This is a genomic window from Pseudomonas vanderleydeniana, assembly GCF_014268755.2.
Lineage (GTDB): Bacteria > Pseudomonadota > Gammaproteobacteria > Pseudomonadales > Pseudomonadaceae > Aquipseudomonas > Aquipseudomonas vanderleydeniana.
Genome location: NZ_CP077093.1, coordinates 2,768,125 through 2,791,616, shown reverse-complemented (window position 1 = coordinate 2,791,616; position 23,492 = coordinate 2,768,125). Strand labels below are relative to the sequence as shown.

Below are 23,492 nucleotides of genomic sequence, written 5' to 3'. Positions count from 1 at the left end.
CCTTCTTCGAGTACTGGCTCGGGAACTCAGGGGTAGGCCTGTCGTTGAGAAACAGGCAACGAAGTCAGGCTGACTCTGCACCAATGACGTGACAATTTGGCCGTGTGCTTACCTCGCTCATCCTGAGTCGGCCGTTCCGGAAGCCCTCCAGACCGAACCCTGAACATCCAGCTTCGGGAAGTCATTGCGCGGCGAATGGAGGTGGACCCGGGTACGTCACACAGTAACCAGGGCGGATGGCAATCCACTGCCGATATCATCCGCTGGGGCGGCGAACCGGCGCAGGCGCTGCTGGACTTCGGCCGAGCCTTTGCCAACCAGCTGACGGCGGTTCATAGCGCCGAGCATGGCTTGATCGAGCCAGCCTTCGGGTGGCAGTGCAACGCCTGGGCGAACGTCAATTTCCCGGGCGACTCCAACCATCTGCATGGACATCCGGGCGCATTCTGGTCCGGGGTGTATTGGGTCGACGACGGGGGACGGCAGATGGACCCTTCCGGAGGGGGCGACATGGAGTTTCCAGATCCACGCGGCATGATGCCCTCGGTCTACAACCCGGAACTGCGGATGCGCATCGAGGGCTGCCTGACGGCTGGCTACAGCACCACCGTGGCTCCGTCGACGGGTACCTTCATCATGTTTCCCTCATGGCTCATGCATTCCGTACAGCGTTACAACGGGACCCGACCACGCATTTCGATTGCGTTGAATTTCAGCGTTTGAGCCGGTCGGCGTCACAAGTGGGTTTTATGAGAAAATCCCGATGCCTCGCAAAATCCTGAACGCACACCCAAGGAAGACCCATGTCGGAACAAACATTTGAGCGCCTGTTGGAAACGGCCACGGCCGCGTTGATGAGCAAGCAGGAGGAGCTTCATCGGCTCTACGCATTGGGTGACATGGCGCGCTGGTCGCTCGATCAGGAAACCGCCACCACGCAGTTCTTCGATGCGAGCGACCGGATGGCCGTCGAAGCGCAGATACTCAACATTGGATCGTTCTCCCCCAGGCACTCGACCTGGAAGTGGGCCTGGGGCAATCCCAGCGTGCCACAGGCCCTGCGTGAAAAGGCCCTGCCCTTGAAGGAACTGCAGACGATAACGGGCTTCGATCTCTTTGCCAGCGAAGAAGCCATTGCCCTCGAGGACGAGTCCATGGCCTGGGAACTGACGGCTCTCGCCGTTCAACACCTGGGTGCGCTGGGCTGCTACCGGGCACCCTCGACACCCGATGGGCCAACGGTGTTCCTGGCCATCACCGGCCTGAAGCACGCCAGTCACTGACACTCGCAGCCCCATGCCCAACAGTGGGCTCAATATGATCGAACGTCTTCAAGCCTGGCGCCTGTAGGAGCCGGGCTTGCCCGCGAACCGCCAAGGGCGGCCATTCAAGCCTGACAGTGAGCCGCACTCCACCGTTCGAACGCCTCCATCATCCTGCACTTGGTAAAGACATCAGCCGGGATCAGATGCTCGATCCGCAATGACTCCACAGTGATATCCAGCGGCATGCCGAACGTTGTGAAGGTGGAGAGAAAACTCAGCTCCCCTTCCAGAGTGCACACACGGGTCAACAGCACAGGGCTGGCAGCCAAAGCGTCTGAAGAAATGGCTGGCGCGGGCAGATCGCTCAGGCGCCTTGCAAGCTCCGGGTTGCTGACCGACTCCCGGGAGGCCCGTTGCCACGCAACTGCACGGACCTCTTGCGCATTGACCAATCGATCCCCCAAGCCTCCGGGACAAAGCAGTGTGTCCAACAGATTGAGGCCTGAGGTCATGTCTTGTGCAACACCGGCCATCGCCAACAGCAGGCCTGTACTCACATTGGCGGCTGCGATGTCCCAGTTGCTGTCGATCACGATTGCAGGCGCCGGGTTGTTCGCCTGCAGGATGTGTTCGATGGCGGCACGCACCACCTCCATAGCTGGCGCATCCAGCGGTGATGCGGCGTAACGGGGCGCATAGCCTGAGGCGAGGAAGACTTCGTTGCAATGCTCCAACGAGGTACCCAGTGCCGAAAGGATGGCATGCAGAGTACTGGGGCTGGCCTTCGAACGCCCCGTTTCGACGCAACTGAGATGACGCTGCGAAACCCCGGCCAGAAGCGCAAGATCGAGCTGGCTGAGCCCTGCCTTTCGACGTAAATGGCGCACCTGTTGGCCCGCCGCCAGGCCCTGCGTAGCGCGTTTATGGTGGAACAGGTGGTGAGTCATGCTTCGCCTCTGACGGTCCTTGTGCCTGGCGCTCATGACCTCTGAGGTCATTGAGCGCAAACAACGCTACCACTACTGTGCCGGGAAACCCAACCAAGGACAGGACCATGGCACTTCGTTTCATTGCGCTGGTATCGCTGGTGCTCTTTTCGCTCTATACCGGCTGGACGCTGCTGATCACCGAGCAGTCGCTCGTGGCCTTTGGGCTTGAGCTGATGTCCCGGCCTGACACGGCCCAGGTGGTCATCGACCTGTACCTGATGGCCGGGCTTTCCTGCCTATGGATGGTGAAGGACAACCGCTCGCGTGGCAGCTCAGCCCTCACCGTGCTCCCCTACCTGCTGCTGACGGCCGTGTTCGTTTCCCTGGGGCCACTGCTGTACCTGGTGATCAGAGGAGTTGATAAGGAGGGCCAGGCATGAACAACACCTTCGTCTGTGCGCTGTACGCTGGCCTATCTGAAGGGGATCCAGCCTAGGCGGACCGTGTTCTATGGCGTTGGAGCCCTGTGTCTACTAGGGCTCTGCACATGCGTCACGGTGAAGGTGGCGATGGTGTGAGCCACTATACAACATAGTCATCCGTACCCTGAATCTTGTCCATTTCGATGTACATGGCCATGTGAGCCCCCCATCATTTCAACTTGAAACGGAGGGAAATTACCCTCTCATTGAGCGGTCCTACACCAGCATTCTGTTAAGATCTCGGACCAGACTCCGGGAATTATCATGCGCATCAAGCCCCTGCTTTGCCTCCTTTCAAGCTGCACACTGGCCGCCTGCGCCATACCGTATCAGACGCCTGAAGCGAGGCACCAGATAGAGCGAGAGCTGGGCGTCGACGCCAACGACATCGTCAGCATTTCGGAAACCAATTTTTGTGCGCTGAGATACGGTGATGAGGCTGTGTGTCACGCAAAAATCGGGCTGGGAGTACTGACCCGGAAAGGGCTTGTTCTGACTCTCTACAGCGGTGGCCATTATCGCGCTGACCTGACACTGAGGTCTGAGGATGTCCTGTGTGGTTCAACGGCCACATCTCGCGAAACCCCTGAGCCGGTAAACATGTACACACGTGAATACGCCGTGGTCCTCCTCCCGCTCAATGAGCAAGGAAAATGGAACGGCAGCATGCATGCGCAGATAATCGACTACATGCTGCCAAATGGCCAGCCCTTGTTAATCGGGGCTGATGGCAAATCATCGAGACCCAGTGACAAGAGCAAGGTCGTTGCGGGAATGGTACCCGGTACAAAAATTCCTTACGCGACCACTCTTGGCTACATGGAACAGTTCAACCCCTGCCCAACAACGACTGGCGAAGGCCACTGATAGTCAGTTGGACTCTCCAATACAGCCGTCAGTTTTGAGTCGATAAAAAGCCCAACCATGGCGCAGACCTTGGAAGGAACAGCCAGAGTTGGCGACCTGCTTTTCTGTGACGCTGTTGAGTTAAAAGCGCACCGAACAGTGATAGCTCCAAAATCGCCCCCAGTCACCTGAGCTGGGCTCCCTTTAAGCATGATTATTGGCATCCTTCGCTGCCTCCTTTCATGTTCCAGCGCAAGGGCGCAATGACCATCATCAATGTCATCCAGATGAAGGTCGCCGGCCCCGCCAGCACGAAAACGAGGCTGGCGATCAGGCCCGAGGTTGCATCACCGATGACAGCTGTGAAGTAATAGAGGGAGAAGTTCCTGCCTACCTGGCGGTCGTCGGACAGGCACTGGATATTGGTCACGATGGCGATATCGACGAAGGCGCCGACGAAGCCAACCACGAACAGGATCACCAGGAACACCCAGCTGTCGAACTGCAGGGCAATTGCAGCCGCGAAGAACAACGCGCCGTACAACACCCAGTAGCGCAGCACCAGGCGGGCCGTGGTCTGCCGGTTGAACCGGGTGTACAGCATGCCTCCCAGCACGGTACCACTCGCCAGAAGCGAGAAGACATAGCCGACGGCCGCTTCCGATCCAAAGTGCTCCAGTACCGAAGCCGGCAGAATGAAACGAATCACCGACGTGGCAAACAGAGCCTGGCTTGCAGCAGCCAGCAAGACAATTCTCATTCTTTTGCCAGAGGTTTCCTGAAGAGAGCCGATCGGTTGTTTACGCGGATATCACCGGACTAGGCTCGCCAGAGTGGCAATGAAGCCACGCCCTACTCGATGCCTGCTGCTGCATCTTGCCGAGCACGTCGTTGAATCCCAGGTTTCACTACAAGGATCGTCATGAAAAAGCGTTTTGTTCTCTGTGTACTCGCTTCGACCCTGGCTGGCTGCAAGGCCGAGTACAACTTCGATGAAGTGTCCGCCCAAGCCGGTACTCTCGGCTCCCCCCATGCGCTGTATGTCGAGACCCGGTCCGGCAAGCTGCTCAATGGCACGGTGACTCACAAGATCGGTGATCGGGTGCTGCAGTCGTTCAAGGTAGAAAATGGTCGGGCGGTGGGAGAATGGAAAAAGTTCGATCGGGACGGCAGGCTGCTGGTGGAAGGCCAATTGCAAGCCGGCGTGTTCGTCGGAGCGAGAAAGACCTGGTGCCAGGGTAAGTTCGCCAGCCAACTGGACAGCCTGATGACGGAGGAAGGCGGTGTTCGCTCCGAGCAAAGCTACGATTGCGCCACCGGCCTGCAGATCGGTGACAGCACGGTCATCCCCGGCAGGGAAGTGCGCGTCGGCGAGCAGCGCGAATGGCGGGTGATCGACGGCAAGCAGAAACTGACCTTGCTGGAGACTTTTGCCAGCGACGGCTCCGACAGGCTCGATGGCCTGGTGGAGCACTATGACTACAAAGGCGAACTCAAGGACCGCGCCACCTACAGGAACGGCGAGCTCGAGGGCGTGCTCGAAACCTGGGTGACCGCCGACGGCACAAGAGTACCGGCAGACAAAGTCACCTACAGCGCCGGCAGGAAAAACGGCCCTTCTGAAACCTACTTCAGCCATGGCTGGCCTGCTGGCACCGTGGCCGAAAAAGGCAACTACAAGGATGACCGACAGGTAGGTGTGTGGATCTGGTACCAAGCCGGCAAGGCCTCGGTGCGCGACTACGACAACCCGCCAAACCGCACGCCGATGGCCAAACAGCTGTGGAAAGCAGCACACGGCGACTACCGTGCCTCGGACCGGAACAGGGCGATCCGGGACCTGGACGGCTTCGCCTATCTATTGAAAAGCTCTGGCATCGATATCAATCAACGGCTGACCGACGAGGATCGCCCACTGATCACTACAGCTACGGATAACGCCTACGACTACCTGGTGTCGGCAGGTGCCGACCCGATGGGCCGGGACTCCGAGGGGAACACGCGGTTGATGACCTGCCTGACGAACCTGAACGTTCTCAACTGCGGCCTTGAGCACATGATCATGCTGGCCGGCAAGGAGGACCTCAAGGCACACAGTGTCTACGGTGACACGGCGCTGTCACTGTTCTGCAGGCAGGCCGATGAGCTGAAGAGGCGCCATGGCGTTGGCGGACGAGAGCAGGCATTGTTTCAGGCGCTGCTCAACGGCAGTGATGTGAACGCCAAGGCCTACGGTGGCGAGACTGCGCTGCATGCCTGCATAGCCGAACACAACCTCAGCTTCGCCGAGGCCCTCGCGGGTGCTGGAGCCAACCTTGATGCGACGGACTTCAAGGGCACCCCTGCGCTGGCAGCGGTATTCCTCGAGAACTATCGCGCTGGAGAAAGCAGCTACCGTATCCGCTGGTCCGAAGAACGGATACGCTTCGTTGCCCGCTACCAGGGTCAGTCCGACTTCACCTTCGACACACCGGTGCCCGCGTTCGGTAAAACGTTTCGCCAGCTCGTGCTGGAAAACGGCGATACCGCTTCGGCGATGTTGATCGACGCCCTGGTGGGTACCGCCAAGGGCTGACCGCCGTGTCGGCAGTATTCGGGGTCGAGCACCGGGCTCAGGCCCCCAATCAATACCAGGCCACCGATCCGGCACAACCAATAGCTGCAACAATGTCGATGATAGCGGTGTTTTCTGGACATCCGTATCGTCGATCCGGCAAGCGGGCCAATGCCTTCACACTCCAGGTACCGATTTGGTAAAGAACCCTCTCCGTACTCCCTTGCGACTTTTTCGCCAGTCAAGCAATCGAGCACACCCGGTCCCAAGCCCGATAACACCAACAGAAGATCACTGTCGCGGTGAAAACCAACTTCATGCAAACCCGCGACGACATCGAGCAGACTCGACCCAAGAGAGTGATATCATATAAATATCACTCTCCGTCCCATCTGACGACCGCCTCCAACGGTAGTTCATGGGCTTAGTTCAGCAAGGAAGAACTGTGCGATCGTTGCTCCCCCTGTCGTCTCTCAAGCTATCGGCTGCCCTGCTGGCCGCCACCCTCAGCACCGCCTGCTCCAACTACCACTACAAGGATTACCAGGGCGACTGGGCGCCGGAATTGATGAAACCCCATGACCTTTCCGACAACGCCGCCGATGCACCGGTCGTGTATTTCGCGACGGTCAGGTATCGCGCACTGGGCGTGCCGTTCCACCGGTTGCTGCTGGTAACGGAAGTGGATGACCAAAGGTTACCGGGCGCCGGACGCCGCTCGATTCTCGACGTTTCCGGCATGCAGGCGCTCAAACTGACGCCTGGCAAGCATTCACTGACCTGGTGCTGGGCCTCGATGAACGCCCTGGGCACCGGCGGCGCCAAATGCGGCTTCAACGCACGCGATGTCGAATTCCTTGCGGGCCAGCGTTACATCGTGGACTTCTCGACCCGCGAAGATATCAGTGGGCCTCCGGGTCGCGAGATGTCGACCATAACCATCAAGTCCGAAATTCGAAACCTGGATACAAAGGAGGTGGTTTATCCGATTGGGAGTGCATCGCAGAAGGTACTGCAGTAATTCTGCAGACGTTTGAGAAGGTTTAATGACTGCCCCCGGAGTCAGGTTGCAGTAAACACTTTGGCCTTGATCAAAGCGCTCGGTCCTTCAGGAAGCCTGGTCATGCGAAGGCTGCGTGACCAGCAGACGATTCAGGCCACAGGTCCAGTGACAAGGGGCTGACAAACCCGCTCGATGATACGATCCAGCACCATCAACTGCCCATCGGCAGGAACCCGCAACCGCTCCCCCACTCCCCTTTCAACCGCCGCCTGCCGCAGTTCCTGCCGCGTCACCGGGCAGTGATTGATCGCCTCCAGGTGATTCGCCACCACGGTCCCGGTGCTGAGCGTGACGAGCTCCAGCACCTCCTCCCGCCCCATGATGATGTCACCACCGACATCGAAACGCGCTCCACCGGCCGGCACGACACTGACCTGCGGCTGATGCTTTTGCACGAAGCCACGGACGACGTCACTCAGCACCGTATCCCCCGCCAGATACAGACTCGGCTCACCCGGAAACTCGATGAAATAACCGACACCATGCTCCATCAGCCCGCCAACCAACCCACGTCCATGAGTGCAGCGTACCGTGCGGATACAGCCATCCAGGAATGGCACCGGCTCCTCGTGCCCCTGCGCCAGCGGTTGGACATTAAGCTTGCGCCGCCTCAGGTAGGCGGCGTCATGCGGCGTACAGATAACTGGAATCCCACGCGCCCTCAACCACCTGATGCCCGCCCGGTCCAGGTGATCGAAGTGTCCCTTCTGGCAATGCGTGATCAGGCAATGGGTCACCGACTCCAGCGCCTGCCAAGCATCCGCCGGCAACTCGACGATCGGGTTTCGCTGCCGTGCCTTCAGCAACCGCAGCGAAGGCAGCGTGCCTTTGTCGGCCAGCATCGGGTCGACCAGAACTCGGTAGGCTCCCAGTTCAAGAATGAGGGTGGCGTTACGGATCTGCTGAATCTTCATGGTTGTGCCCTGCTCGATGAGGGCCCCATGGTGCCAATCTGCAGCAATGCCCATAATGGCAGACTTGGACATTAACCATTCATTTTCAGCCATGCCCAATACACTGCGAATCGGCCTCGTTCTCTACCCCGACTGCATGCCCGCCGGACTGCTGGCCTTCGGCGATATCCTTCACGCCGCCAACCGCCGTACCGGACAGGCCCTGTTCGAAATGCAGCATGTCGGCGCGCAACGCGGGACAGTCACCTGCGCCCACGGCTTGCAACTCGCGGTCAGCCAGCGCCTCGACGAGCTGGCGCTGGATGCGGTGCTGATCCCCGGTTTCTGGGCCGAGTCCGCACAGCAGGTCGAAGCGGTATTGAAGGCAGAGAGCCAATTGCTGCAAGCACTGGCACGGCTCGACCGGCAGTGCAGTGTGTGGAGCTACTGTACCGGCGTCAGCCTGGCCGCCGCTGCGGGGCGCCTGGCCGGTGAAGACGCCACGGTCACCTGGTGGCTGGCCGATGCCCTGCTCAAGCGCTTTCCCAGCACTCGCTGGCAAACCGAGCGGCACTGCATCTTCAACGAGCGCAACGCCACGGCCAGTGGCGTAAATGGCTACCTGCCCATCGCCCAGGCACTGGTCGAGCGCCATGTGAACCCGACGGCGGCGCACGACCTGATCCGCCTGATGGTGCTGCCACGGCCGACACCGTCGCACGACGCCTTCCAGGCGCTCAGCCTGATCGAGCAGCAGAGCGAGCTGCTGCGGCAGTTGCAAATCCAGGTGCAGAAACTACCGGCCGAACACATCACCGTACAGGTGCTCGCCGATGCCCTGGGCGTCGCACAACGCACCCTTGCGCGCAGGGTCCTGGCAGAAACCGGAGAAGCGCTGGCCGCCTATGCGCGGCGAGTAAAGCTGGCGCAAGTCGGCGAACGGCTGACCTTCACCGACGCGCCGCTGAAGTCGATTTGCGACGAATTGGGCTTCAGCAGCGAGTCCAACCTGCGACGAATGTTCAAGGCACTGACCGACCTGACCCCGGCCGAATACCGACAGCGCTTCGCGAGATTCTGATCGCGTCGTGCCTCACCGCCCCCAAAACGACGCCTAGCGAATCGGCAACAGCGCGCCAAACGCGACGAAGAACCCACCACAGACCTGGTTGAAGCGTCGACCGGTCCGCGCCAGCCACGGCCGTACCCGGTTGGCGGCACTGGCCACGCCGAACTCCACGGCGAACTCGACCACCGCGTAGGTCAGCGCCATGACCACGGTCTGCCACAGCAGGTTCTGGTGCGGGTCGATGAAAGGCGTGATGAACGCCGTGAACAGCAGCAGTGCCTTGGGATTGGAGATCGCCGACAGCAACCCCTGGCGGAACAGCGACCCGTCGCTCGACACACAAGGATTCCCCAGCGACAGCGTCACCGGCTCCGCTCGCCAGAGCTTGATGCCGAGCCAGACGAGATAGAGCCCGCCGACGATCTTCAAGACCGTCAGCCAGATTATCGACGCCTTCAGCAAGGCCCCCAGGCCCAGCACGCAGAGCGCGATCACGGCGGCAAAACCGATGACACCACCGCTGATGGTGAAGAGCGTCTTGCGGTTGCCATGCAGCGCGCCATGAGTGAGCACCAGCAGCGCATTGGGGCCAGGGACAACCGCGATGCCCAGGCAGGTGAGCACATAGAACAGCCAGATATCGAATTGCATGGGGTCTCCAGATTGGGTGCTGTCAACGACAGGCCCGTGGATCATGCAAAGTATTTCGCTGGACGAAAAGCTAATATTCTGGCAATCAGCTATTCGTTTATCGAATGCATGAGGGATGCAAATGTCGCCCCGGGATCTACAGATCGACTGGCTCAAGTGCTTTGTCGCCGCAGTCGACACCGGCTCGCTTTCGAGCGCCGCCACCGAAGTGCATCGGTCGCAGTCGGCGGTCAGCATGCAACTGAAGAAGCTGGAAGCCGCGCTCGGACGCCAGGTGCTGAGCCGTGGACCACGGCACCTGCAATTGACTGACGACGGCCAGACCCTGCTGGGCTACGCACGGCGGATGCTGGCGTTGCACGCCGAGACCCAGGCGGCCTTCCGCGACGAGGAACTGACCGGGCGCATTCGCCTGGGCGTCGCCGAGGATTACGCGGCGCATTACCTCACGCCGGTGCTCAAGCGCTTTGCCCCACGGCACGGCGGCGTCGAGATAGAGCTGACCTGCGAGCAGTCGACGGCGCTGATTCCCCGCGTGATGAATGGCGATCTCGACCTGGCGCTGGTTTCGCGCGACAACCCGCGACGGGGCGCCTTCCTGTTCCAGGAACCCATGGTCTGGGTCGGCTCGGCGCAGTTCGACCTGTGGCGCCGCGACCCGTTGCCGATCGCCGTCTATGAATCAGCCAGCCTCGCCCGCCGCTGCGCGGTCAACTCCCTGGCGCGGCAAGGGCGCGACTACAAGATCGTCTACAACAGCTCAAGCCTGGCCGGCCAGATCGCCGCCGTGGAAAGCGGCATCGCCGTGGCGGTGCTCACCCGCTGCACGGTGCCGGCGCACCTGCAGATCCTTGGCAGCGAGCATGACCTGGGGCCATTGGACTCAATGGACGTTGCCGTCTATCGCAGCAAGGCGTCCCAGGGTTCCAAGGCGGTGGATGGCCTGAGGAGCTTTCTGATCAGGACGCTGGCCTCTCCAGGGACTGCGTGATCGACCTGGGGCAACCGTCTGTCGCCACTGTCATTTCTGACAGTATCGGGCGTACCCCGAACGCAGGAAAATCCTGCCCATCTGAAAAGGTATTAGGGTGGTCTTTCAGGTCATCGCTCAATGATCAGGAGACAGCTATGACCAACCATGTCATCGAGTCACATACCCTCACCGTCCAGCCGAACGACACCATCGAAATCACCCGCTGGCCGGGTGCTCAGAGCGCCGGCAACACGGCACTGCTCATCGGCAATCTGGTTCCGGCAGAGGACAGGAGCATTCGCTGCTATGCCGCGACAGTGGCCCATACGAGTGAAGGATCGGTGAAGGTTGTCAAAGTCACCGTTCCAGCGATTCCCCATGGCCATTACGGCCTGCATCTCAGTACGGGTGGGGCCTTCATTCGGGTCGTCGGCGTTCAACTCTCTTGACCGGTGGAGCGCCTGCCCCCAGGCGCTCCACGTTTCTTTCAAGGCCGGCAGTATCACCTGAGCGATGGCAACCTCCGGGCATAGCCCTTCAGGAAATCCAGGACCGAGGTTTTCCCACCCGCTCTCTCAACGCTTCCAGGTTCATCGGCTTGGCAAAGTAGTACCCCTGCGCCTGTCCTGCGCCCATCTCGCGCAGCAGTTCCAGCGTCTCCTGGTCCTCGACGCCTTCGGCCACCACGCTCAGGTCCAGCGACTCGGCCATCCGCACGATCGCGCGCACGATGGCCCGGCTGCGCGCACTGCCGGTCAGCTCGAAGATGAATGACTTGTCGATCTTCAAGCCGCTGAAACGGTACTGGTGCACGTAGCTCAGCGACGAGAACCCCGCGCCGAAATCATCGAGCACCACCGACATGCCGTTGTCGGCCAGGCGCTGCATGGTCTGCCGGGCAATCGCCGGCTCGGCCACCAGCGCGCCCTCGGTCAACTCCAGGCAGATCCGCGACGGCGAGACGCCGTGCTGCGCCAGCAGCGCCAGCACATCACCGGCAAAGTCCGGGCGCGCCATGCTGTAGCTGGAGCAGTTGACGTGCACCGGCGGCCAATGGGCATGCTCGGGCTGGGCCAGGATCGCGGCGACACTGCCGAGCATGTACAGGTCCAGCCGGCCAATCAGGCGCAGGCCCTCGAAGTCCGGCAGGAACTCGCCCGGGGCGATCACCCGGCCGCCTGGCTGATGCCAGCGCACCAGCGCTTCCAGGGCCAGCAACTCGCCAGTTTCGACACTGACGATTGGCTGGAAGTATGGCAGCAACTCATCACTGCGCTTGAGTGCGTTGCGCAGGGCCCCTTCACGCTCGACCTGGTCCGACACCTCGCGGCGCAGTTCCTGATTGAACACCGCATAGCTGTCGCGCCCGGCGCTCTTGACCCGGTACATCGCCGCGTCGGCATCGCGCAGCAGGTCGGCGGGCTCGTGGTGAAACTGATTGTCTGCGCTGACGATGCCGATGCTGCAGGAGGAAAAGACTTCATGGCCGTTGATGAAGAACGGCAGGTCGAAGGCCACCAGGATCCGTTCGGCGATTTCGCTTGCCACCTCCAACGGGGCGTCGGGAGCGAGTACCGAAAACTCGTCGCCGCCCAGCCGGGCCAGCATGTCGGTTTCGCGCAGGCAGCCGCGCAGGCGCTGCGCGGCCTGCATCAGCAGCAGGTCGCCAAAGTGATGGCCGAGGCTGTCGTTGACCATCTTGAAACGGTCGAGGTCGATGAACATCACCGCCAGGTGCCCGCCGCCGCTCTCGAAGCGCGACCAGGCCAGGCTGAGGCGCTGCTGCAGGTAGGTGCGGTTGGGCAGCCCGGTCAGCGCATCGTGGGTGTTTTCGTGCTGCAGCTTGGCATTGGCATGGTCGAGCTCGCGGGTGCGGCTCTGCACCCGGGCCTCGAGCATGAGGTTGGCGGCGTGAATCGCTTCGGCCGCGGAACGTCGCGACAGGGCGGTGTCGATATGCCGCGAGACGAAGGTCAGCAGTTCCTGGTCGCGCTGGGTGTAGTGCACCTGCGCGGTATAGCTTTGTACCGCCAGCACGCCGCGCACCACGTCGCCATCGAACAGCGGGATGCCCAGCCAGGAGTGCGAGCGGACGTTGTCCTGGGGCGCGTCGATCTCGCCGATCGAGGTCAGGCGATCCACCGCCTCGACATCGAACAGGCAGGCCCGGCGCTGGCGGATCACATACTCGGTCAGGCCGCGGCAACCACGTCGAGGCGCCGGACGGTTGGTCTGGCGCTCATCGACGTAGTAGGGAAAGGTCACTTCGCCGGTCGCGTCGTCGAACAGTGCAATGTAGAAGTTCTGCGCGAACAGCAGTTCACCGACGATGCCATGCAGGGTCTGGAACAGCTCGGCCATGTCGCCGGGCCGACTGGACAGCTCGGCGATCTGGAACAACACGCTCTGCAGGTGCTCGGCGCGCTCGCGGTCGAGCACTTCCTGGCGCAGGGCGTCGTTGAGCGCCGACAGCTCCAGGGTACGGCGCATCACCGTTTCTTCCAGGTCCGCCCGGTGCAGCATGCGGTCCAGCGCCATGGCAACGTGGCGGACCACCACCAGGAACAGCGCGCGGTCTTCCGCGCTGTAGATGCGCGACACGTCGTAAACCTGCATCGCCAGCATGCCGAACACCTCGTCCGAGGCGTTTTTCAGCGGCGCCCCCATCCAGAACTCGGGACGGTCGCCCACACAGTAGAAACGCTGCTCGGCCTGGGCCGCGAGGATGCCCGCCGAGTCGATCAGCAGCGGTTGGCCGCTGGTCAGCACCTGGCCGGTCAGGGACAGGTGGTTGGGGTCGAGGTATTCGTAGTTCTCGGACTGCAGCGCCTGGGTATCGATGATGTCGACGTAGTACGGATAGTCGATCTTGCCAGTGACCGGATCGTACAGCGCGAGGTAGAAGTTCTCGGCGTCGATCAGGCTGGCCAGGAGACGATGAATACCGACCAGGAACACCGAACGCTCGCGGGTCGAACTGGCCAGGTAGATGATTTCGTAGAGCACGCGCTGGGTGATCTGCGCTCGCGCCAGGGCATCGGCCTGCAGCCGGGTACCCAGGCGCCGGGCGAACTCGGCGAGTGTCGGGTGCGTGGCCTGAGCGCCCGGTGCGAGCAGCCAGCCCAGCACGCTCTCGCCACGGCCGGTGGGCCAGCGATGCAGGTGCCGAGCCCGGCAGAAGGCGTCGAACTCGTCATTGGAGACAATGGACGGCCACTGCGCCTGTGGGTCGCCCTGCCCGACCAGATGCAGTTCTTCGCCACTGCGGTAGACCGCCCAGGCGCGGGTCTGGACCTCGTTGCGCGCCGAGTCCAGCAGTTGCTCGATCGTCTCCTCGTCGCCGGCGATGAACGCGGCAATGTCCGAGTGACTGACCTGTTGATCCACGACAGTGTCGCAATCGTTCGTCTGCCGAGAGGAGTCGGTCAAAGGACGAAAACTCATCAGCGCTCCCAAAGCCAAAACTGGCAATACTCAGTGACTGGCTGCGAGCCACTCGCCCCCAGGTCAGTCTTGTCGCGTTCTTTCAATCGTTTATTGGTTGGGTGCCAGCCATAGCGCCTTAATGCCATATTGACAGTATCCAGGCGCGTTGAGAATGGGTTGTTGCAGGAGACTTCCGAACGGTAGATTCGATTTTATGGAACGGCTCGACCCTTTGCTACGGAGGTGGATGGCCGCCGTGGGCGGTTCGCGGGCAAGCCCGGCTCCTACGGGATTTGTGTCGTCCGCGGACTCTGTGCATGACGCATCCCCGGCAGGAGCCGGGCTTGTCGGGACGCCGTCCCGCCGCGAACAGGCACTCCAACCGTGCACATGATCTGGGAAACGCCCCGCTATAATCGGGCCGCACCCAACGGACAGGAGTCAGCATGCCTCATCATGATCCCCGCCAGGCCAGCCAGCGGCTGCTCGACTGGAACCGTCGCCACCTCACGGCCCACAGCGAGCTCGACGAAGCGGCCATCAACAGCGAGGCGGCAAACACCAGGGCGTAGGCATTGACGACCCACTGCAGGCCACGGACGTCCGTGTCTAACGCGTTCGACTATGTTTCGGAAACGGTGGGACAGGTGTTCGCCGTCTGATCCTTGGTCGACGGGCTGAAGACTCCGGCCGACACAAGCATCTGTATTAACGTCTCAGGCCATACGATGTCACGGGTGGACTTCAGCTCGCTCGCGGACCACCAGCGATGGTCCGCCATGACCTTCGCCTCCTCGGCGGTCCATCCAGCACGCGAGATAGCCCGGGGCGAGGCGTGAACCACGAAGTACCGTTCAGCGGCAAGCACCCACTCTCCATTGGGAAGGCACAAGGGGAGCGTCCGCTCCGCTATCGCCTGCGCCACGGAGTCGACCCGGATGCCGGTTTCCTCGAACAGTTCGCGAATGGCCGCAGCCTCGAACGTCTCCCCCTGTTCGAGCCCACCACCGGGCGTCGCCCAGTAATCGTCGCCCGCCAGCGCACCCTCCTTGTGAACGAACCTGAACAGAAGAACTTCCCGATCAGGATTTATCACCAACAATCGTGCTGCTTTTCTTTCACGCATTTGATCCTCTCCCTGGAACCGGGCCCTTAATCAGGGCGAGTTCAATAGAGCATTGTGCCCTATCAGTGGCTTGCGCATGGGCACACACGCCAGTTGCACGCCGTAGGGCGACTGGTAGACCGCCTGCGTATCGCCGACGAAACCACGACGCCGATAGAAGGCAGCCGCATTGAGCGTCGCCTCCAGGTGAACTTCGGCCAGGCCGGCGTCGCGGGCCAGTTGCTCAAGATAATCGAGCATTCTCAGGCCAATACCCTGCCCCATGAAATCGGGCCGCACGAACAGCGCACCGACCTCGCCACTCTCAAAGTCGATGAATCCCGTGGCAACGGCAACACCCTCCTGCCAGGCTAGGTGATAAAGCGCCTGCACCGACGCCCGATACCCTTCCGTCAGCGACATGGACGTCCAGGCCATCACTTGCTCATTCGTGTAGACACTGGCGCACTGGTGTCGTATCGCCTCTCGGCGGATGTCGAAGGCCGCCTCGGCATCCTCCGATCTGGCTGGGCAAATCTGCAGCATCCCTGCTCTCCTTTCATGACAGATACCGCCAAAGATACCCAGTCTCGTCCGGTGTCGCTTCCTTCCCGGCGAAAAGCCCGGATAATAGCCGCCATTCGTATTTTCGCTCTTCTGGTAATCCCGCATGGAAATCAAGGTCAACTTTCTCGACAACCTCCGACTCGAAGCCAAGTTCGATGACTTCACGGTGGTGGCCGATCAACCCATCCGCTACAAGGGCGATGGCTCGGCACCGAGTCCCTTCGACTATTTCCTGGCCTCCTCGGCCCTGTGCGCGGCCTACTTCGTCAAGGTGTACTGCGAAACCCGCAACATCCCCACCGACAACATTCGCCTGTCGCAGAACAACATCGTCGACCCGGAGAACCGCTACAACCAGATCTTCAAGATCCAGGTCGAGCTGCCTGCGGACATTTCCGACAAGGACCGCCAGGGCATCCTGCGCTCCATCGACCGCTGCACGGTGAAGAAGGTCGTACAGACCGGCCCCGACTTCGTCATCGAGGAAGTGGAAAACCTCGACGCCGATGCCCAGGCCCTGCTGATGCCCGGCAGCGGCTCGCAAACCAGCACCTACATTCCCGGCAAGGACCTGCCGCTGGAGCAGACCATCGCCAACATGTCCTCGATCCTCTCGGGCCTGGGCATGAAGATCGAGATCGCATCCTGGCGCAACATCGTGCCGAACGTCTGGTCGCTGCATATCCGTGATGCGCAGTCGCCGATGTGCTTCACCAACGGCAAGGGCTCGACCAAGGAAAGCGCGCTGGCCTCGGCCCTCGGTGAGTTCATCGAGCGCCTGAACTGCAACTTCTTCTACAACGACCAGTTCTGGGGCGAGGAAATCGCCAACGCCGAATTCGTCCACTACCCGGACGAGCGCTGGTTCCAGCCCGGCCGCAAGGATGCCCTGCCCAAGGAGATCCTCGACGAGCATTGCCTGGCGATCTACAACCCCGATGGCGAGCTGCGCGGTTCGCACCTGTACGACACCAACTCCGGCAACACCGAGCGCGGCATCTGCTCGCTGCCGTTCGTGCGCCAATCGGATGGCGAGGTGGTGTACTTCCCGTCCAACCTGATCGAGAACCTGTTCCTCAGCAACGGCATGAGCGCCGGCAACACCCTGGCCGAAGCGCAGGTGCAGTGCCTGTCGGAAATCTTCGAGCGCGCGGTGAAACGCGAGATCCTCGAGGGCGAAATCGCCCTGCCGGACGTGCCGCAGGCAGTGCTGGCGAAGTACCCGGGCATTCTGGCCGGCATCCAGGGCCTTGAGGAACAGGGCTTCCCGGTGCTGGTGAAGGACGCCTCGCTCGGCGGTGAATTCCCGGTGATGTGCGTGACCCTGATGAACCCGCGCACCGGTGGCGTGTTCGCCTCGTTCGGCGCCCACCCGAGCTTCGAAGTGGCGCTGGAGCGCAGCCTGACCGAGCTGCTGCAAGGCCGCAGTTTCGAAGGCCTGAACGACCTGCCGCAGCCGACCTTCGAAAGCCAGGCGCTGATGGAGCCGAACAACTTCGTCGAACACTTCATCGACTCCAGCGGCGTGGTGTCGTGGCGCTTCTTCAGCGCCAAGGCCGACTACGAGTTCGTCGAGTGGGACTTCTCCGGCCAGGGCGAAGACTCGAATGCCGAGGAAGCCGCCGCACTGTTCGGCATCCTCGAAGGCCTGGAGAAGGAAGTCTACATGGCGGTGTATGAGCACCTGGGCGCCTCGGCCTGCCGCATCCTGGTGCCGGGCTACTCGGAAATTTACCCGGTGGACGACCTGATCTGGGACAACACCAACAAGGCGCTGTTCTTCCGCGAGGACATCCTCAACCTGCACCGCCTGGACGAGGAGGGCCTGGAAGCACTGGTCGGTCTGCTGGAAGAAAGCGAGCTGGACGACTACACCGATATCACCACGCTGATCGGCATCGAATTCGATGAAAACACCGCCTGGGGCCAGTTGACCATCCTCGAACTGAAGCTGCTGATTCACCTGGCACTGAAGAACTTCGAGGAAGCCAAGGAACTGGTGGAAACCTTCCTGCAGTACAACGACAACACCGTCGAACGCGGCCTGTTCTACCAGGCGCTGAACGTTGCGCTGGAAGTGGAGCTGGACAACGAGCTGGAAATGGCCGACTACGAAGCCAACTTCCGCCGCATGTTCGGCAACCCGCGGATGGACGCGGTGTTGGGCTCGGTCGACGGCAGCGTGCGCTTCTACGGCCTGACGCCGACCAGCATGAAGCTGGAAGGCCTCGACCGTCACCAGCGGCTGATCGACAGCTACAAGAAACTGCACGCGGCACGAGCCAGGATGGTCGCCTCCCGCTAAGCCCTCCCGAGAGAAAAGCGCCCCGTGCGCTTTTTTCTCGTGGGATACCGAGGCAGCCTGAAACCGATGCCCAACGGGTCAATCCAGAGCGTCACTCGCCAGTCCATCGATGAGGTGGTCGGCTTCGTCAACGAGGCCCGCCGTCACCTCTTCCCGATGCTCGCCGGCACGCCCATGCCGGTTGACCTGGTCCGTTTCGCCGAAACCTACCTCGAAGGCGAAGGCCGGTTCCTGATCGCCCGCGACCACGGTCGGCTGGTGGCCGCCATCGGCTACCTGCCCTACGACCATCGTTTCCAACAACTGGACTATCGAGGAGTCCGGGTGGTCGAAGTGGTACGCCTGTTCGTGCTGCCGGAGTACCGCCGGCACGGCCTGGCCGCCGCGCTGTTTGGTGCACTGCGGGAGATGGCGGCGCAGGCGGGCGTCGAGTGCCTCTATCTGCACACCCACCCGTTTCTGCCAGGCGCGATCGCCTTCTGGGAGCGGCAGGGTTTTGCCATCGTGGACGTCGAGGCCGACCCGCTATGGCAGACCACGCACATGCAGTTGATGCTCGACTGAGGCGCCTTCACGCCTTCAGTCGCAGGGCCGGATTGTCTGCCGGTGCCTCGGCGAAAATCAGCAGCGGGTCCTTGAACAGATAGCCCTTGATGTCGCGGGTCTTGCGCAGGTCCTGAAGCTCGCAGGTCCAGATGTTCAGGCCCTTGCCGCTTCTGCGGTGCACTCGCCGTTTCTCGAAACAGCGCTGGACCCAGCGCCAGTCATCAAGGCCCTGCGGCCTGGCCAGCTCGGCCACCTCGGGATGCTCCTGGACATAACGGTGGAAGATACCCGGGGAAACCATGAATGCCGTGCCGGCCACACTGTGCACCTTTGCGGCGGTGGTGTTGGTCACGATCCTGCCACCGAGAATGCCCTCACGAAGCCAAACCATGAAAGCCTCGCCCTGGGCCTTGTCGGCCGTCTCCTCGCCCATTTCGTCGTCAGCGACTATTGCAACCGGAGCAGGCGATATCTCGACCGTGGGCGTCTGAAGTGTCTTGACGGGACTGCTCTCCTGCTCTCCGGCAATCGATGCCTGAATAGCCTGGATGACAAGCTCGGCCAAGGCGCCGCCCTCCTCTTCATGTCCCGCCAGGAGGTGAATCAAGGCACTCCAGAGTTCGGGGTAGCCGCTGAGCCATTGAAGCGTCGAGTGCGGCACCAGTTGGGTTAGCAACATGCCAGCTGCCACCGTATGCAGCCCATCAACGCTATCGCTGACGTATCTGAAACGATAAGGCCTGTCAGGCGGCCCCATCCAGGGATGCCAGACTGCACCATTCGACAGTTGCACATCCACCTCGACGATCAACCGGCCCATGCCACGCAGCAACGTCGCATACACCGTGGCGACGCTCCAGGCCTCCGCCTGGGCGCCCTGCTTTTCCGCACTTGCGCCGACCGGCAACAGCCGTGACTGGCGCAATTTCAGCGCATAAACCGTGGTATTCAGGCAGTGATCGAGCAGGCCACCGTGATAGGCATGATGCCCCTGCTGCGAGGCGGGAAACTGTTGGGCCAGCCCGGCGCAATGCTCGATGGGCTTGAGGTAGAGCGCATCGAACTGATCGCGCGACAGGGAAACGAGCTGCCAGACCTGCCCGAGGAGCGCCTGGCGACGCGGCGTCGAAAGAAGCTCGGCGGCCGACTGAGGCATGAAGTAGCCGACAGCGGGCTCGCCCCCAGGGGAACCTGAACCCGCAGCGTTTCGTTTCAGCAAGCGGCGCCAAAGCATCGAACTGTCATCCGTCTCCGTGGAAAGACCTTTCGAATCCCTGGACAGCCGTTCGACGAACCCAACCGCCCATGAATCCTCGTTTTCTACGCGGATTTATAAGCTTGCGCGGAGAGAACGGCCAGGGGAAAACAGGTTCGCGGCGGGCGTGTTTTCAACCGCCGCAGCGGCGCTCAGCGCTGGGAAAGAATGCAGCCGAGCAGCCCGGGAAAGCGTGCATCGAGCATTTCGGAGCGCAACGAGTTCATGTGCGTGGTACCGACGTTACGGGTATGCACCAACCCCGCATCACGCAGCACGCGAAAGTGATGGGACATGCTGGACTTGGGCCGTCCGCCGTCCAGCTCGCCGCAGGTCGCCTCGGCGACGCCGGCCAGGCAGCGAACGATTTCCATGCGCACAGGGTCGCTCAAGGCGTAGAGCACGCGTTCGAGCATGAGGTCTTCGGGAGCCGGGTGTTTGAATTCTCGCATGCCGTGATGATAACAAGACTTCCCTTTATTGCCATAGTTCGATTACCATCGAACAAACGAATCAACCTCACCCACCGTCTCCGGGAGATTTTCCATGTCGGCATTGTTCCAACCCTACACGCTCAAGGACGTCACCCTACGCAACCGCATCGCGATTCCACCGATGTGCCAATACATGGCCAACGACGGCCTGATCAACGACTGGCACCAGGTCCACTATGCCGGTCTGGCACGCGGCGGTGCCGGCCTGGTGGTGGTCGAAGCCACCGCCGTGGCACCGGAAGGCCGCATCACCCCGGGCTGCGCCGGTATCTGGAACGACGAACAGGCCCAGGCCTTCGTTCCCGTGGTCAAGGCCATCAAGGCGGCCGGCTCGGTACCGGGCATCCAGATCGCTCACGCCGGTCGCAAGGCCAGCGCCAACCGCCCATGGGAAGGCGACGACCACATTGCCGAATCCGACGCCCGTGGCTGGCAGACCCTCGCCCCATCCGCCCTGCCCTTCGGTGCGCACCTGCCGAAAACGCCAAAGGCCATGACCCTGGACGACATCGCGCGGATCAAGCAGAACTTCGTCGATGCCGCCCGTCGTGCCCGCGATGCCGGTTTCGAGTGGATCGAATTGCACTTCGCCCACGGCTATCTCGGCCAGAGCTTTTTTTCCGAGCACTCCAACCAGCGTACCGACGCCTACGGTGGCAGCTTCGACAACCGCAGCCGCTTCCTGCTGGAGACCCTCGCCGCCGTGCGTGAGGTCTGGCCGGAAAACCTGCCGCTCACCGCGCGTTTCGGCGTGCTGGAATACGACGGTCGCGACGAGAAGACCCTCACCGAATCCATCGAGCTGGCCCGTCGGTTCAAGGCCGGCGGCCTGGACCTGCTGAGCGTCAGCGTCGGCTTTACCACTCCGGATGCCAACATCCCGTGGGGCCCGGCGTTCATGGGCCCGATCGCCGAGCGCGTGCGTCGCGAAGCGGATATCCCGGTGACCTCGGCCTGGGGCTTCGGTACCCCGCAACTGGCCGAAGGCGCCCTGCAGGCAGGGCAACTGGACCTGGTCTCGGTCGGCCGCGCGCACTTGGCCGACCCGCATTGGGCGTACTTCGCGGCCAAGGAACTGGGCGTCGACAAGGCTGCCTGGACGCTGCCGGCGCCTTACGCGCATTGGCTGGAGCGTTATCGTTGAGCTGAAGCAGCGTTGAACCAGGAAGGCACCGATAGTTCGGTGCCTTTTTTGTTGCTGCATCCCCTCTAAGGGCGACAGGTTTTGGGCGCCAATAAATCAAAATCGACCGTTTTCATTGGCAAAACGCCACTACATCCCTTAGGCTTCGCATCGCGAAAAGCATGCGCCAGGGCGGCCGATACACAAGACCTGGGCGTGCCTTCCTCTCCTTTCTGCCCAAAGAGCAATGGAATGTCCCGCAATATCGGTAACGAATACCTCCAAGCCGTACTGACCGGCCTGCGCTTCGTATTCCTGATGGTGATCTCGGCCTGGCTTGCCGGCAAGTTGCAGGGGCTGTTCCACAACCACAACACCTTCGTGTTCATCGGCCTGTTGATGGTGATCTGGTTCGCTCTCAACGAACTGTGGGAACGGATCGGCAAGAAACGCCGCCGCGCGCCATCAAAAAACACTCTCAAGGATATTCATCAGCAATGAAGAGAACTCGACTGCTAACCCTGGCGCTCATCCTGGCCTTGCCCGCCTGTCACTCCAATGTCAGGGATTCCTCGCCCACCTTCCTCAAGGACGGTGTGCAACTGGGCCAGAACAAGGTCACCGTCGATGCGCAGCACGCCAAGGTCATCATGAAATCCGCGGGCAATGCCATCCCCGTGGAGTTCTCGATCCGTCGCTCGGCAGACCCCGACCAACGCAAGGAAGTGCTGGGCACAGTGGTGTATACCGGCCGTGGCCAGGTATTCGGCTGGATCGCCAAGCTCAACGAAACCAGCCACAGCGCGTTGCTGAAACACTTCCCGCAATTGGAAATGCGGGCCGATGCTGACCAGTTGCTGGAGGTATCAGGTTATGCAAGTGGCGACACCGCAGCCGCCCACTATACCTGTGGCCCCATCAGTACCCGTTTTACGCCACAGCGCAGCAAGGTCTATCTGGTCGAGTTCCAGTCCACCCAGCAGCGCTGTGAACTGCATGTCTATGACGTGACGAAGCCGAAGGAACGTATTCCTGTGGAGAGTACGCCCTCGACGGCAGAAATTTCGACGCCGCCAGGGCAATGAAGCCATAAGGGAGGGCCCGGTTCCAGGCCTTCCCTTATGCTCAAGGGCTAAACACCTCCCCTTCCCGTTTCAGGTCGACGCGGCCTGGCTATTCGCATCAGCCGTCAGCGGCTTATCCAACAACGAATCCACCCACCATTGTGCCAACTCGATCAGGTGCACGACGCCCAGCGCGACGTTGCGGTTGGAGCCCGTTTGGCTGTCGGCATTTTCGTAGGCGGTAGCAGCAGCGGACTGCAGGATGGAGTAGACGGTGACAAGGGTGGTTTCCGGGTTGTTCGTTTGCGGTGGGAACCGTGGTGGGGGAATCGAGCGCTGCGGCTGAACGTTGGCGCCGGATCATTGCCATGAGAGTTGTTCTGTCTTGGCCGTACTCATGAAAGCGAACCCGTTTCCTTCCCTCTAATCATAAAAAAACACAATACTGACCCCGGCATCACTCAGATAATAAAGCCCTTCAAGCTCTCCTGTTATACTCGGCATCGCAAAGAGTGGTTCCGAGACAAATGAAATAGGAAAATTCGAACTCATAAAATCAAAGATCCCTGGGTGTTTCTCCCAGGCGGGCTTGACAATCCCGTTCCAAAAGCAAAGGCAAGTCCCATCGTCCATGAACATGACAGGCTTCAAATACTCCACTGAGGCATTCGCATCCCAATATAAGTAACCGATATATTCCTTTCCATTGGCACAGCAGAACCGAGTTCTTATGACAACCTGGAAATCAGAGCAGACATCCTCCTTACCAATAGGGCGGACAGTCAGCTCATCCTCTGCAGAATCATCCATCGGAAAAAACCACGCCCCATACTGCGCAAAATCATCGGCAGTCAGTTCATACACCTGTTTGTCCACTACAGC

At 61.2% G+C, this 23,492-nt stretch carries 25 protein-coding genes and 1 pseudogene; 15 read left to right on the top strand and 11 right to left on the bottom strand.

The window, feature by feature from the left end; genetic code table 11:
* The first annotated feature begins 195 nt into the window (after positions 1–195).
* Both HU752_RS12605 and HU752_RS12600 read left to right on the top strand, forming a co-directional pair.
* Positions 196–723 carry a putative 2OG-Fe(II) oxygenase gene (locus HU752_RS12605; RefSeq protein ID WP_186679677.1) on the top strand — a complete coding sequence of 176 codons (528 nt, stop codon included), beginning with the start codon at positions 196–198 and terminating at the stop codon, positions 721–723.
* 80 nt (positions 724–803) lie between these two features.
* Positions 804–1,283 carry a DUF6882 domain-containing protein gene (locus HU752_RS12600; protein ID WP_186679675.1) on the top strand — a complete coding sequence of 160 codons (480 nt, stop codon included), beginning with the start codon at positions 804–806 and terminating at the stop codon, positions 1,281–1,283.
* A gap of 104 nt (positions 1,284–1,387) precedes the next feature.
* Here the strand turns inward: HU752_RS12600 and HU752_RS12595 are convergent, their stop codons facing one another.
* On the bottom strand, positions 1,388–2,212 hold the full coding sequence (locus tag HU752_RS12595; protein ID WP_186679673.1) for a helix-turn-helix domain-containing protein: 825 nt from the start codon (positions 2,210–2,212) through the stop codon (positions 1,388–1,390).
* Positions 2,213–2,319: 107 nt separating this feature from the next.
* Here HU752_RS12595 and HU752_RS12590 point away from each other — a divergent pair, with 107 nt between their 5' ends.
* Together HU752_RS12590 and HU752_RS12585 are read left to right on the top strand one after the other, a co-directional pair.
* A complete protein-coding gene (locus HU752_RS12590; RefSeq protein WP_186679671.1) occupies positions 2,320–2,634 on the top strand; it encodes a DUF2834 domain-containing protein in 315 nt (104 codons plus the stop codon).
* A gap of 306 nt (positions 2,635–2,940) precedes the next feature.
* Complete coding sequence (locus HU752_RS12585; RefSeq protein ID WP_186679651.1) at positions 2,941–3,543, top strand: hypothetical protein; 603 nt, start codon at positions 2,941–2,943, stop codon at positions 3,541–3,543.
* 193 nt (positions 3,544–3,736) lie between these two features.
* On the opposite strand, the pseudogene HU752_RS12580 reads toward HU752_RS12585, so the two are convergent.
* Positions 3,737–4,249 (bottom strand): annotated as a pseudogene (locus HU752_RS12580) (MFS transporter); the annotation flags it as partial.
* Between the two features lie 195 nt (positions 4,250–4,444).
* Here HU752_RS12580 and HU752_RS12575 point away from each other — a divergent pair.
* Entirely contained in the window at positions 4,445–6,097 is a 1,653-nt protein-coding gene (locus HU752_RS12575; RefSeq protein ID WP_186679648.1) for a hypothetical protein, read from the top strand.
* A gap of 424 nt (positions 6,098–6,521) precedes the next feature.
* The gene (locus HU752_RS12570; RefSeq protein ID WP_186679646.1) at positions 6,522–7,097 is read left to right on the top strand and encodes a hypothetical protein; all 576 of its coding nucleotides are present in this window, start codon (positions 6,522–6,524) and stop codon (positions 7,095–7,097) included.
* Positions 7,098–7,228: 131 nt separating this feature from the next.
* Here HU752_RS12570 and HU752_RS12565 read toward each other — a convergent pair whose 3' ends face one another.
* A complete protein-coding gene (locus HU752_RS12565; RefSeq protein ID WP_186680266.1) occupies positions 7,229–8,053 on the bottom strand; it encodes an MBL fold metallo-hydrolase in 825 nt (274 codons plus the stop codon).
* A 91-nt stretch (positions 8,054–8,144) separates the two neighbouring features.
* Between HU752_RS12565 and HU752_RS12560 the strand changes: the two genes are divergently transcribed.
* Positions 8,145–9,113 (top strand): GlxA family transcriptional regulator, encoded by a 969-nt coding sequence (locus tag HU752_RS12560; protein ID WP_186679644.1) that lies wholly within the window; start codon positions 8,145–8,147, stop codon positions 9,111–9,113.
* Between the two features lie 33 nt (positions 9,114–9,146).
* Here the strand turns inward: HU752_RS12560 and HU752_RS12555 are convergent, their stop codons facing one another.
* Positions 9,147–9,752 (bottom strand): LysE family translocator, encoded by a 606-nt coding sequence (locus HU752_RS12555; RefSeq protein ID WP_186679641.1) that lies wholly within the window; start codon positions 9,750–9,752, stop codon positions 9,147–9,149.
* 121 nt (positions 9,753–9,873) lie between these two features.
* On the opposite strand from HU752_RS12555, the gene HU752_RS12550 reads away from it, so the two are divergent.
* Complete coding sequence (locus HU752_RS12550) at positions 9,874–10,743, top strand: LysR family transcriptional regulator (RefSeq protein ID WP_186679638.1); 870 nt, start codon at positions 9,874–9,876, stop codon at positions 10,741–10,743.
* A gap of 137 nt (positions 10,744–10,880) precedes the next feature.
* On the top strand, positions 10,881–11,174 hold the full coding sequence (locus HU752_RS12545) for a hypothetical protein (protein WP_186679635.1): 294 nt from the start codon (positions 10,881–10,883) through the stop codon (positions 11,172–11,174).
* A gap of 88 nt (positions 11,175–11,262) precedes the next feature.
* On the opposite strand, the gene HU752_RS12540 is transcribed toward HU752_RS12545, so the two are convergent.
* Positions 11,263–14,169 carry a sensor domain-containing phosphodiesterase gene (locus HU752_RS12540; protein ID WP_186679633.1) on the bottom strand — a complete coding sequence of 969 codons (2,907 nt, stop codon included), beginning with the start codon at positions 14,167–14,169 and terminating at the stop codon, positions 11,263–11,265.
* Positions 14,170–14,597: 428 nt separating this feature from the next.
* Here HU752_RS12540 and HU752_RS31905 point away from each other — a divergent pair, with 428 nt between their 5' ends.
* Positions 14,598–14,723 (top strand): hypothetical protein, encoded by a 126-nt coding sequence (locus tag HU752_RS31905; protein ID WP_264083995.1) that lies wholly within the window; start codon positions 14,598–14,600, stop codon positions 14,721–14,723.
* Between the two features lie 50 nt (positions 14,724–14,773).
* Here the strand turns inward: HU752_RS31905 and HU752_RS12535 are convergent, their stop codons facing one another.
* Together HU752_RS12535 and HU752_RS12530 are read right to left on the bottom strand one after the other, a co-directional pair.
* Positions 14,774–15,277: an NUDIX hydrolase gene (locus HU752_RS12535; RefSeq protein ID WP_186679631.1), complete on the bottom strand. Its 504-nt coding sequence runs from the start codon at positions 15,275–15,277 to the stop codon at positions 14,774–14,776.
* 30 nt (positions 15,278–15,307) lie between these two features.
* Complete coding sequence (locus tag HU752_RS12530; protein ID WP_186679630.1) at positions 15,308–15,802, bottom strand: GNAT family N-acetyltransferase; 495 nt, start codon at positions 15,800–15,802, stop codon at positions 15,308–15,310.
* Between the two features lie 124 nt (positions 15,803–15,926).
* Here HU752_RS12530 and HU752_RS12525 point away from each other — a divergent pair, with 124 nt between their 5' ends.
* Together HU752_RS12525 and HU752_RS12520 are read left to right on the top strand one after the other, a co-directional pair.
* On the top strand, positions 15,927–18,128 hold the full coding sequence (locus tag HU752_RS12525; protein ID WP_186679628.1) for an OsmC domain/YcaO domain-containing protein: 2,202 nt from the start codon (positions 15,927–15,929) through the stop codon (positions 18,126–18,128).
* A gap of 66 nt (positions 18,129–18,194) precedes the next feature.
* The gene (locus HU752_RS12520; RefSeq protein WP_186679626.1) at positions 18,195–18,692 is read left to right on the top strand and encodes a GNAT family N-acetyltransferase; all 498 of its coding nucleotides are present in this window, start codon (positions 18,195–18,197) and stop codon (positions 18,690–18,692) included.
* Between the two features lie 7 nt (positions 18,693–18,699).
* Here HU752_RS12520 and HU752_RS12515 read toward each other — a convergent pair whose 3' ends face one another.
* Positions 18,700–19,908: a TraI domain-containing protein gene (locus HU752_RS12515; protein ID WP_186679624.1), complete on the bottom strand. Its 1,209-nt coding sequence runs from the start codon at positions 19,906–19,908 to the stop codon at positions 18,700–18,702.
* Positions 19,909–20,081: 173 nt separating this feature from the next.
* The gene (locus tag HU752_RS12510) at positions 20,082–20,381 is read right to left on the bottom strand and encodes an ArsR/SmtB family transcription factor (protein ID WP_186679618.1); all 300 of its coding nucleotides are present in this window, start codon (positions 20,379–20,381) and stop codon (positions 20,082–20,084) included.
* A 94-nt stretch (positions 20,382–20,475) separates the two neighbouring features.
* On the opposite strand from HU752_RS12510, the gene HU752_RS12505 reads away from it, so the two are divergent.
* The 3 genes from HU752_RS12505 (at position 20,476) to HU752_RS12495 (ending at position 22,631) form a co-directional block, all read left to right on the top strand.
* Positions 20,476–21,567 (top strand): NADH:flavin oxidoreductase/NADH oxidase, encoded by a 1,092-nt coding sequence (locus tag HU752_RS12505; protein ID WP_186679617.1) that lies wholly within the window; start codon positions 20,476–20,478, stop codon positions 21,565–21,567.
* Positions 21,568–21,798: 231 nt separating this feature from the next.
* On the top strand, positions 21,799–22,047 hold the full coding sequence (locus HU752_RS12500) for a hypothetical protein (RefSeq protein WP_186679615.1): 249 nt from the start codon (positions 21,799–21,801) through the stop codon (positions 22,045–22,047).
* Positions 22,044–22,631: a hypothetical protein gene (locus HU752_RS12495; protein WP_186679613.1), complete on the top strand. Its 588-nt coding sequence runs from the start codon at positions 22,044–22,046 to the stop codon at positions 22,629–22,631. The genes HU752_RS12500 and HU752_RS12495 overlap by 4 nt, the downstream gene beginning before the upstream one ends.
* Before the next feature lie 69 nt (positions 22,632–22,700).
* Here the strand turns inward: HU752_RS12495 and HU752_RS32140 are convergent, their stop codons facing one another.
* Both HU752_RS32140 and HU752_RS12490 read right to left on the bottom strand, forming a co-directional pair.
* Complete coding sequence (locus HU752_RS32140; RefSeq protein WP_437182365.1) at positions 22,701–22,940, bottom strand: DUF6124 family protein; 240 nt, start codon at positions 22,938–22,940, stop codon at positions 22,701–22,703.
* A 93-nt stretch (positions 22,941–23,033) separates the two neighbouring features.
* Positions 23,034–23,486, bottom strand: coding sequence for a hypothetical protein (locus HU752_RS12490; protein WP_186679610.1), 453 nt, complete (start codon positions 23,484–23,486; stop codon positions 23,034–23,036).
* Positions 23,487–23,492 lie beyond the last annotated feature (6 nt).

What these genes read in the sequence shown, in the direction of transcription:
- HU752_RS12605 (WP_186679677.1), top strand. Translation starts at nt 196, where the DNA reads ATGGAGGTGGACCCGGGTACGTCACACAGTAACCAGGGCGGATGGCAA.
- HU752_RS12600 (WP_186679675.1), top strand. Translation starts at nt 804, where the DNA reads ATGTCGGAACAAACATTTGAGCGCCTGTTGGAAACGGCCACGGCCGCG.
- HU752_RS12595 (WP_186679673.1), bottom strand. Translation starts at nt 2,212, where the DNA reads ATGACTCACCACCTGTTCCACCATAAACGCGCTACGCAGGGCCTGGCG.
- HU752_RS12590 (WP_186679671.1), top strand. Translation starts at nt 2,320, where the DNA reads ATGGCACTTCGTTTCATTGCGCTGGTATCGCTGGTGCTCTTTTCGCTC.
- HU752_RS12585 (WP_186679651.1), top strand. Translation starts at nt 2,941, where the DNA reads ATGCGCATCAAGCCCCTGCTTTGCCTCCTTTCAAGCTGCACACTGGCC.
- HU752_RS12575 (WP_186679648.1), top strand. Translation starts at nt 4,445, where the DNA reads ATGAAAAAGCGTTTTGTTCTCTGTGTACTCGCTTCGACCCTGGCTGGC.
- HU752_RS12565 (WP_186680266.1), bottom strand. Translation starts at nt 8,053, where the DNA reads ATGAAGATTCAGCAGATCCGTAACGCCACCCTCATTCTTGAACTGGGA.
- HU752_RS12560 (WP_186679644.1), top strand. Translation starts at nt 8,145, where the DNA reads ATGCCCAATACACTGCGAATCGGCCTCGTTCTCTACCCCGACTGCATG.
- HU752_RS12555 (WP_186679641.1), bottom strand. Translation starts at nt 9,752, where the DNA reads ATGCAATTCGATATCTGGCTGTTCTATGTGCTCACCTGCCTGGGCATC.
- HU752_RS12550 (WP_186679638.1), top strand. Translation starts at nt 9,874, where the DNA reads ATGTCGCCCCGGGATCTACAGATCGACTGGCTCAAGTGCTTTGTCGCC.
- HU752_RS12545 (WP_186679635.1), top strand. Translation starts at nt 10,881, where the DNA reads ATGACCAACCATGTCATCGAGTCACATACCCTCACCGTCCAGCCGAAC.
- HU752_RS12540 (WP_186679633.1), bottom strand. Translation starts at nt 14,169, where the DNA reads ATGAGTTTTCGTCCTTTGACCGACTCCTCTCGGCAGACGAACGATTGC.
- HU752_RS31905 (WP_264083995.1), top strand. Translation starts at nt 14,598, where the DNA reads ATGCCTCATCATGATCCCCGCCAGGCCAGCCAGCGGCTGCTCGACTGG.
- HU752_RS12535 (WP_186679631.1), bottom strand. Translation starts at nt 15,277, where the DNA reads ATGCGTGAAAGAAAAGCAGCACGATTGTTGGTGATAAATCCTGATCGG.
- HU752_RS12530 (WP_186679630.1), bottom strand. Translation starts at nt 15,802, where the DNA reads ATGCTGCAGATTTGCCCAGCCAGATCGGAGGATGCCGAGGCGGCCTTC.
- HU752_RS12525 (WP_186679628.1), top strand. Translation starts at nt 15,927, where the DNA reads ATGGAAATCAAGGTCAACTTTCTCGACAACCTCCGACTCGAAGCCAAG.
- HU752_RS12520 (WP_186679626.1), top strand. Translation starts at nt 18,195, where the DNA reads ATGCCCAACGGGTCAATCCAGAGCGTCACTCGCCAGTCCATCGATGAG.
- HU752_RS12515 (WP_186679624.1), bottom strand. Translation starts at nt 19,908, where the DNA reads ATGCTTTGGCGCCGCTTGCTGAAACGAAACGCTGCGGGTTCAGGTTCC.
- HU752_RS12510 (WP_186679618.1), bottom strand. Translation starts at nt 20,381, where the DNA reads ATGCGAGAATTCAAACACCCGGCTCCCGAAGACCTCATGCTCGAACGC.
- HU752_RS12505 (WP_186679617.1), top strand. Translation starts at nt 20,476, where the DNA reads ATGTCGGCATTGTTCCAACCCTACACGCTCAAGGACGTCACCCTACGC.
- HU752_RS12500 (WP_186679615.1), top strand. Translation starts at nt 21,799, where the DNA reads ATGTCCCGCAATATCGGTAACGAATACCTCCAAGCCGTACTGACCGGC.
- HU752_RS12495 (WP_186679613.1), top strand. Translation starts at nt 22,044, where the DNA reads ATGAAGAGAACTCGACTGCTAACCCTGGCGCTCATCCTGGCCTTGCCC.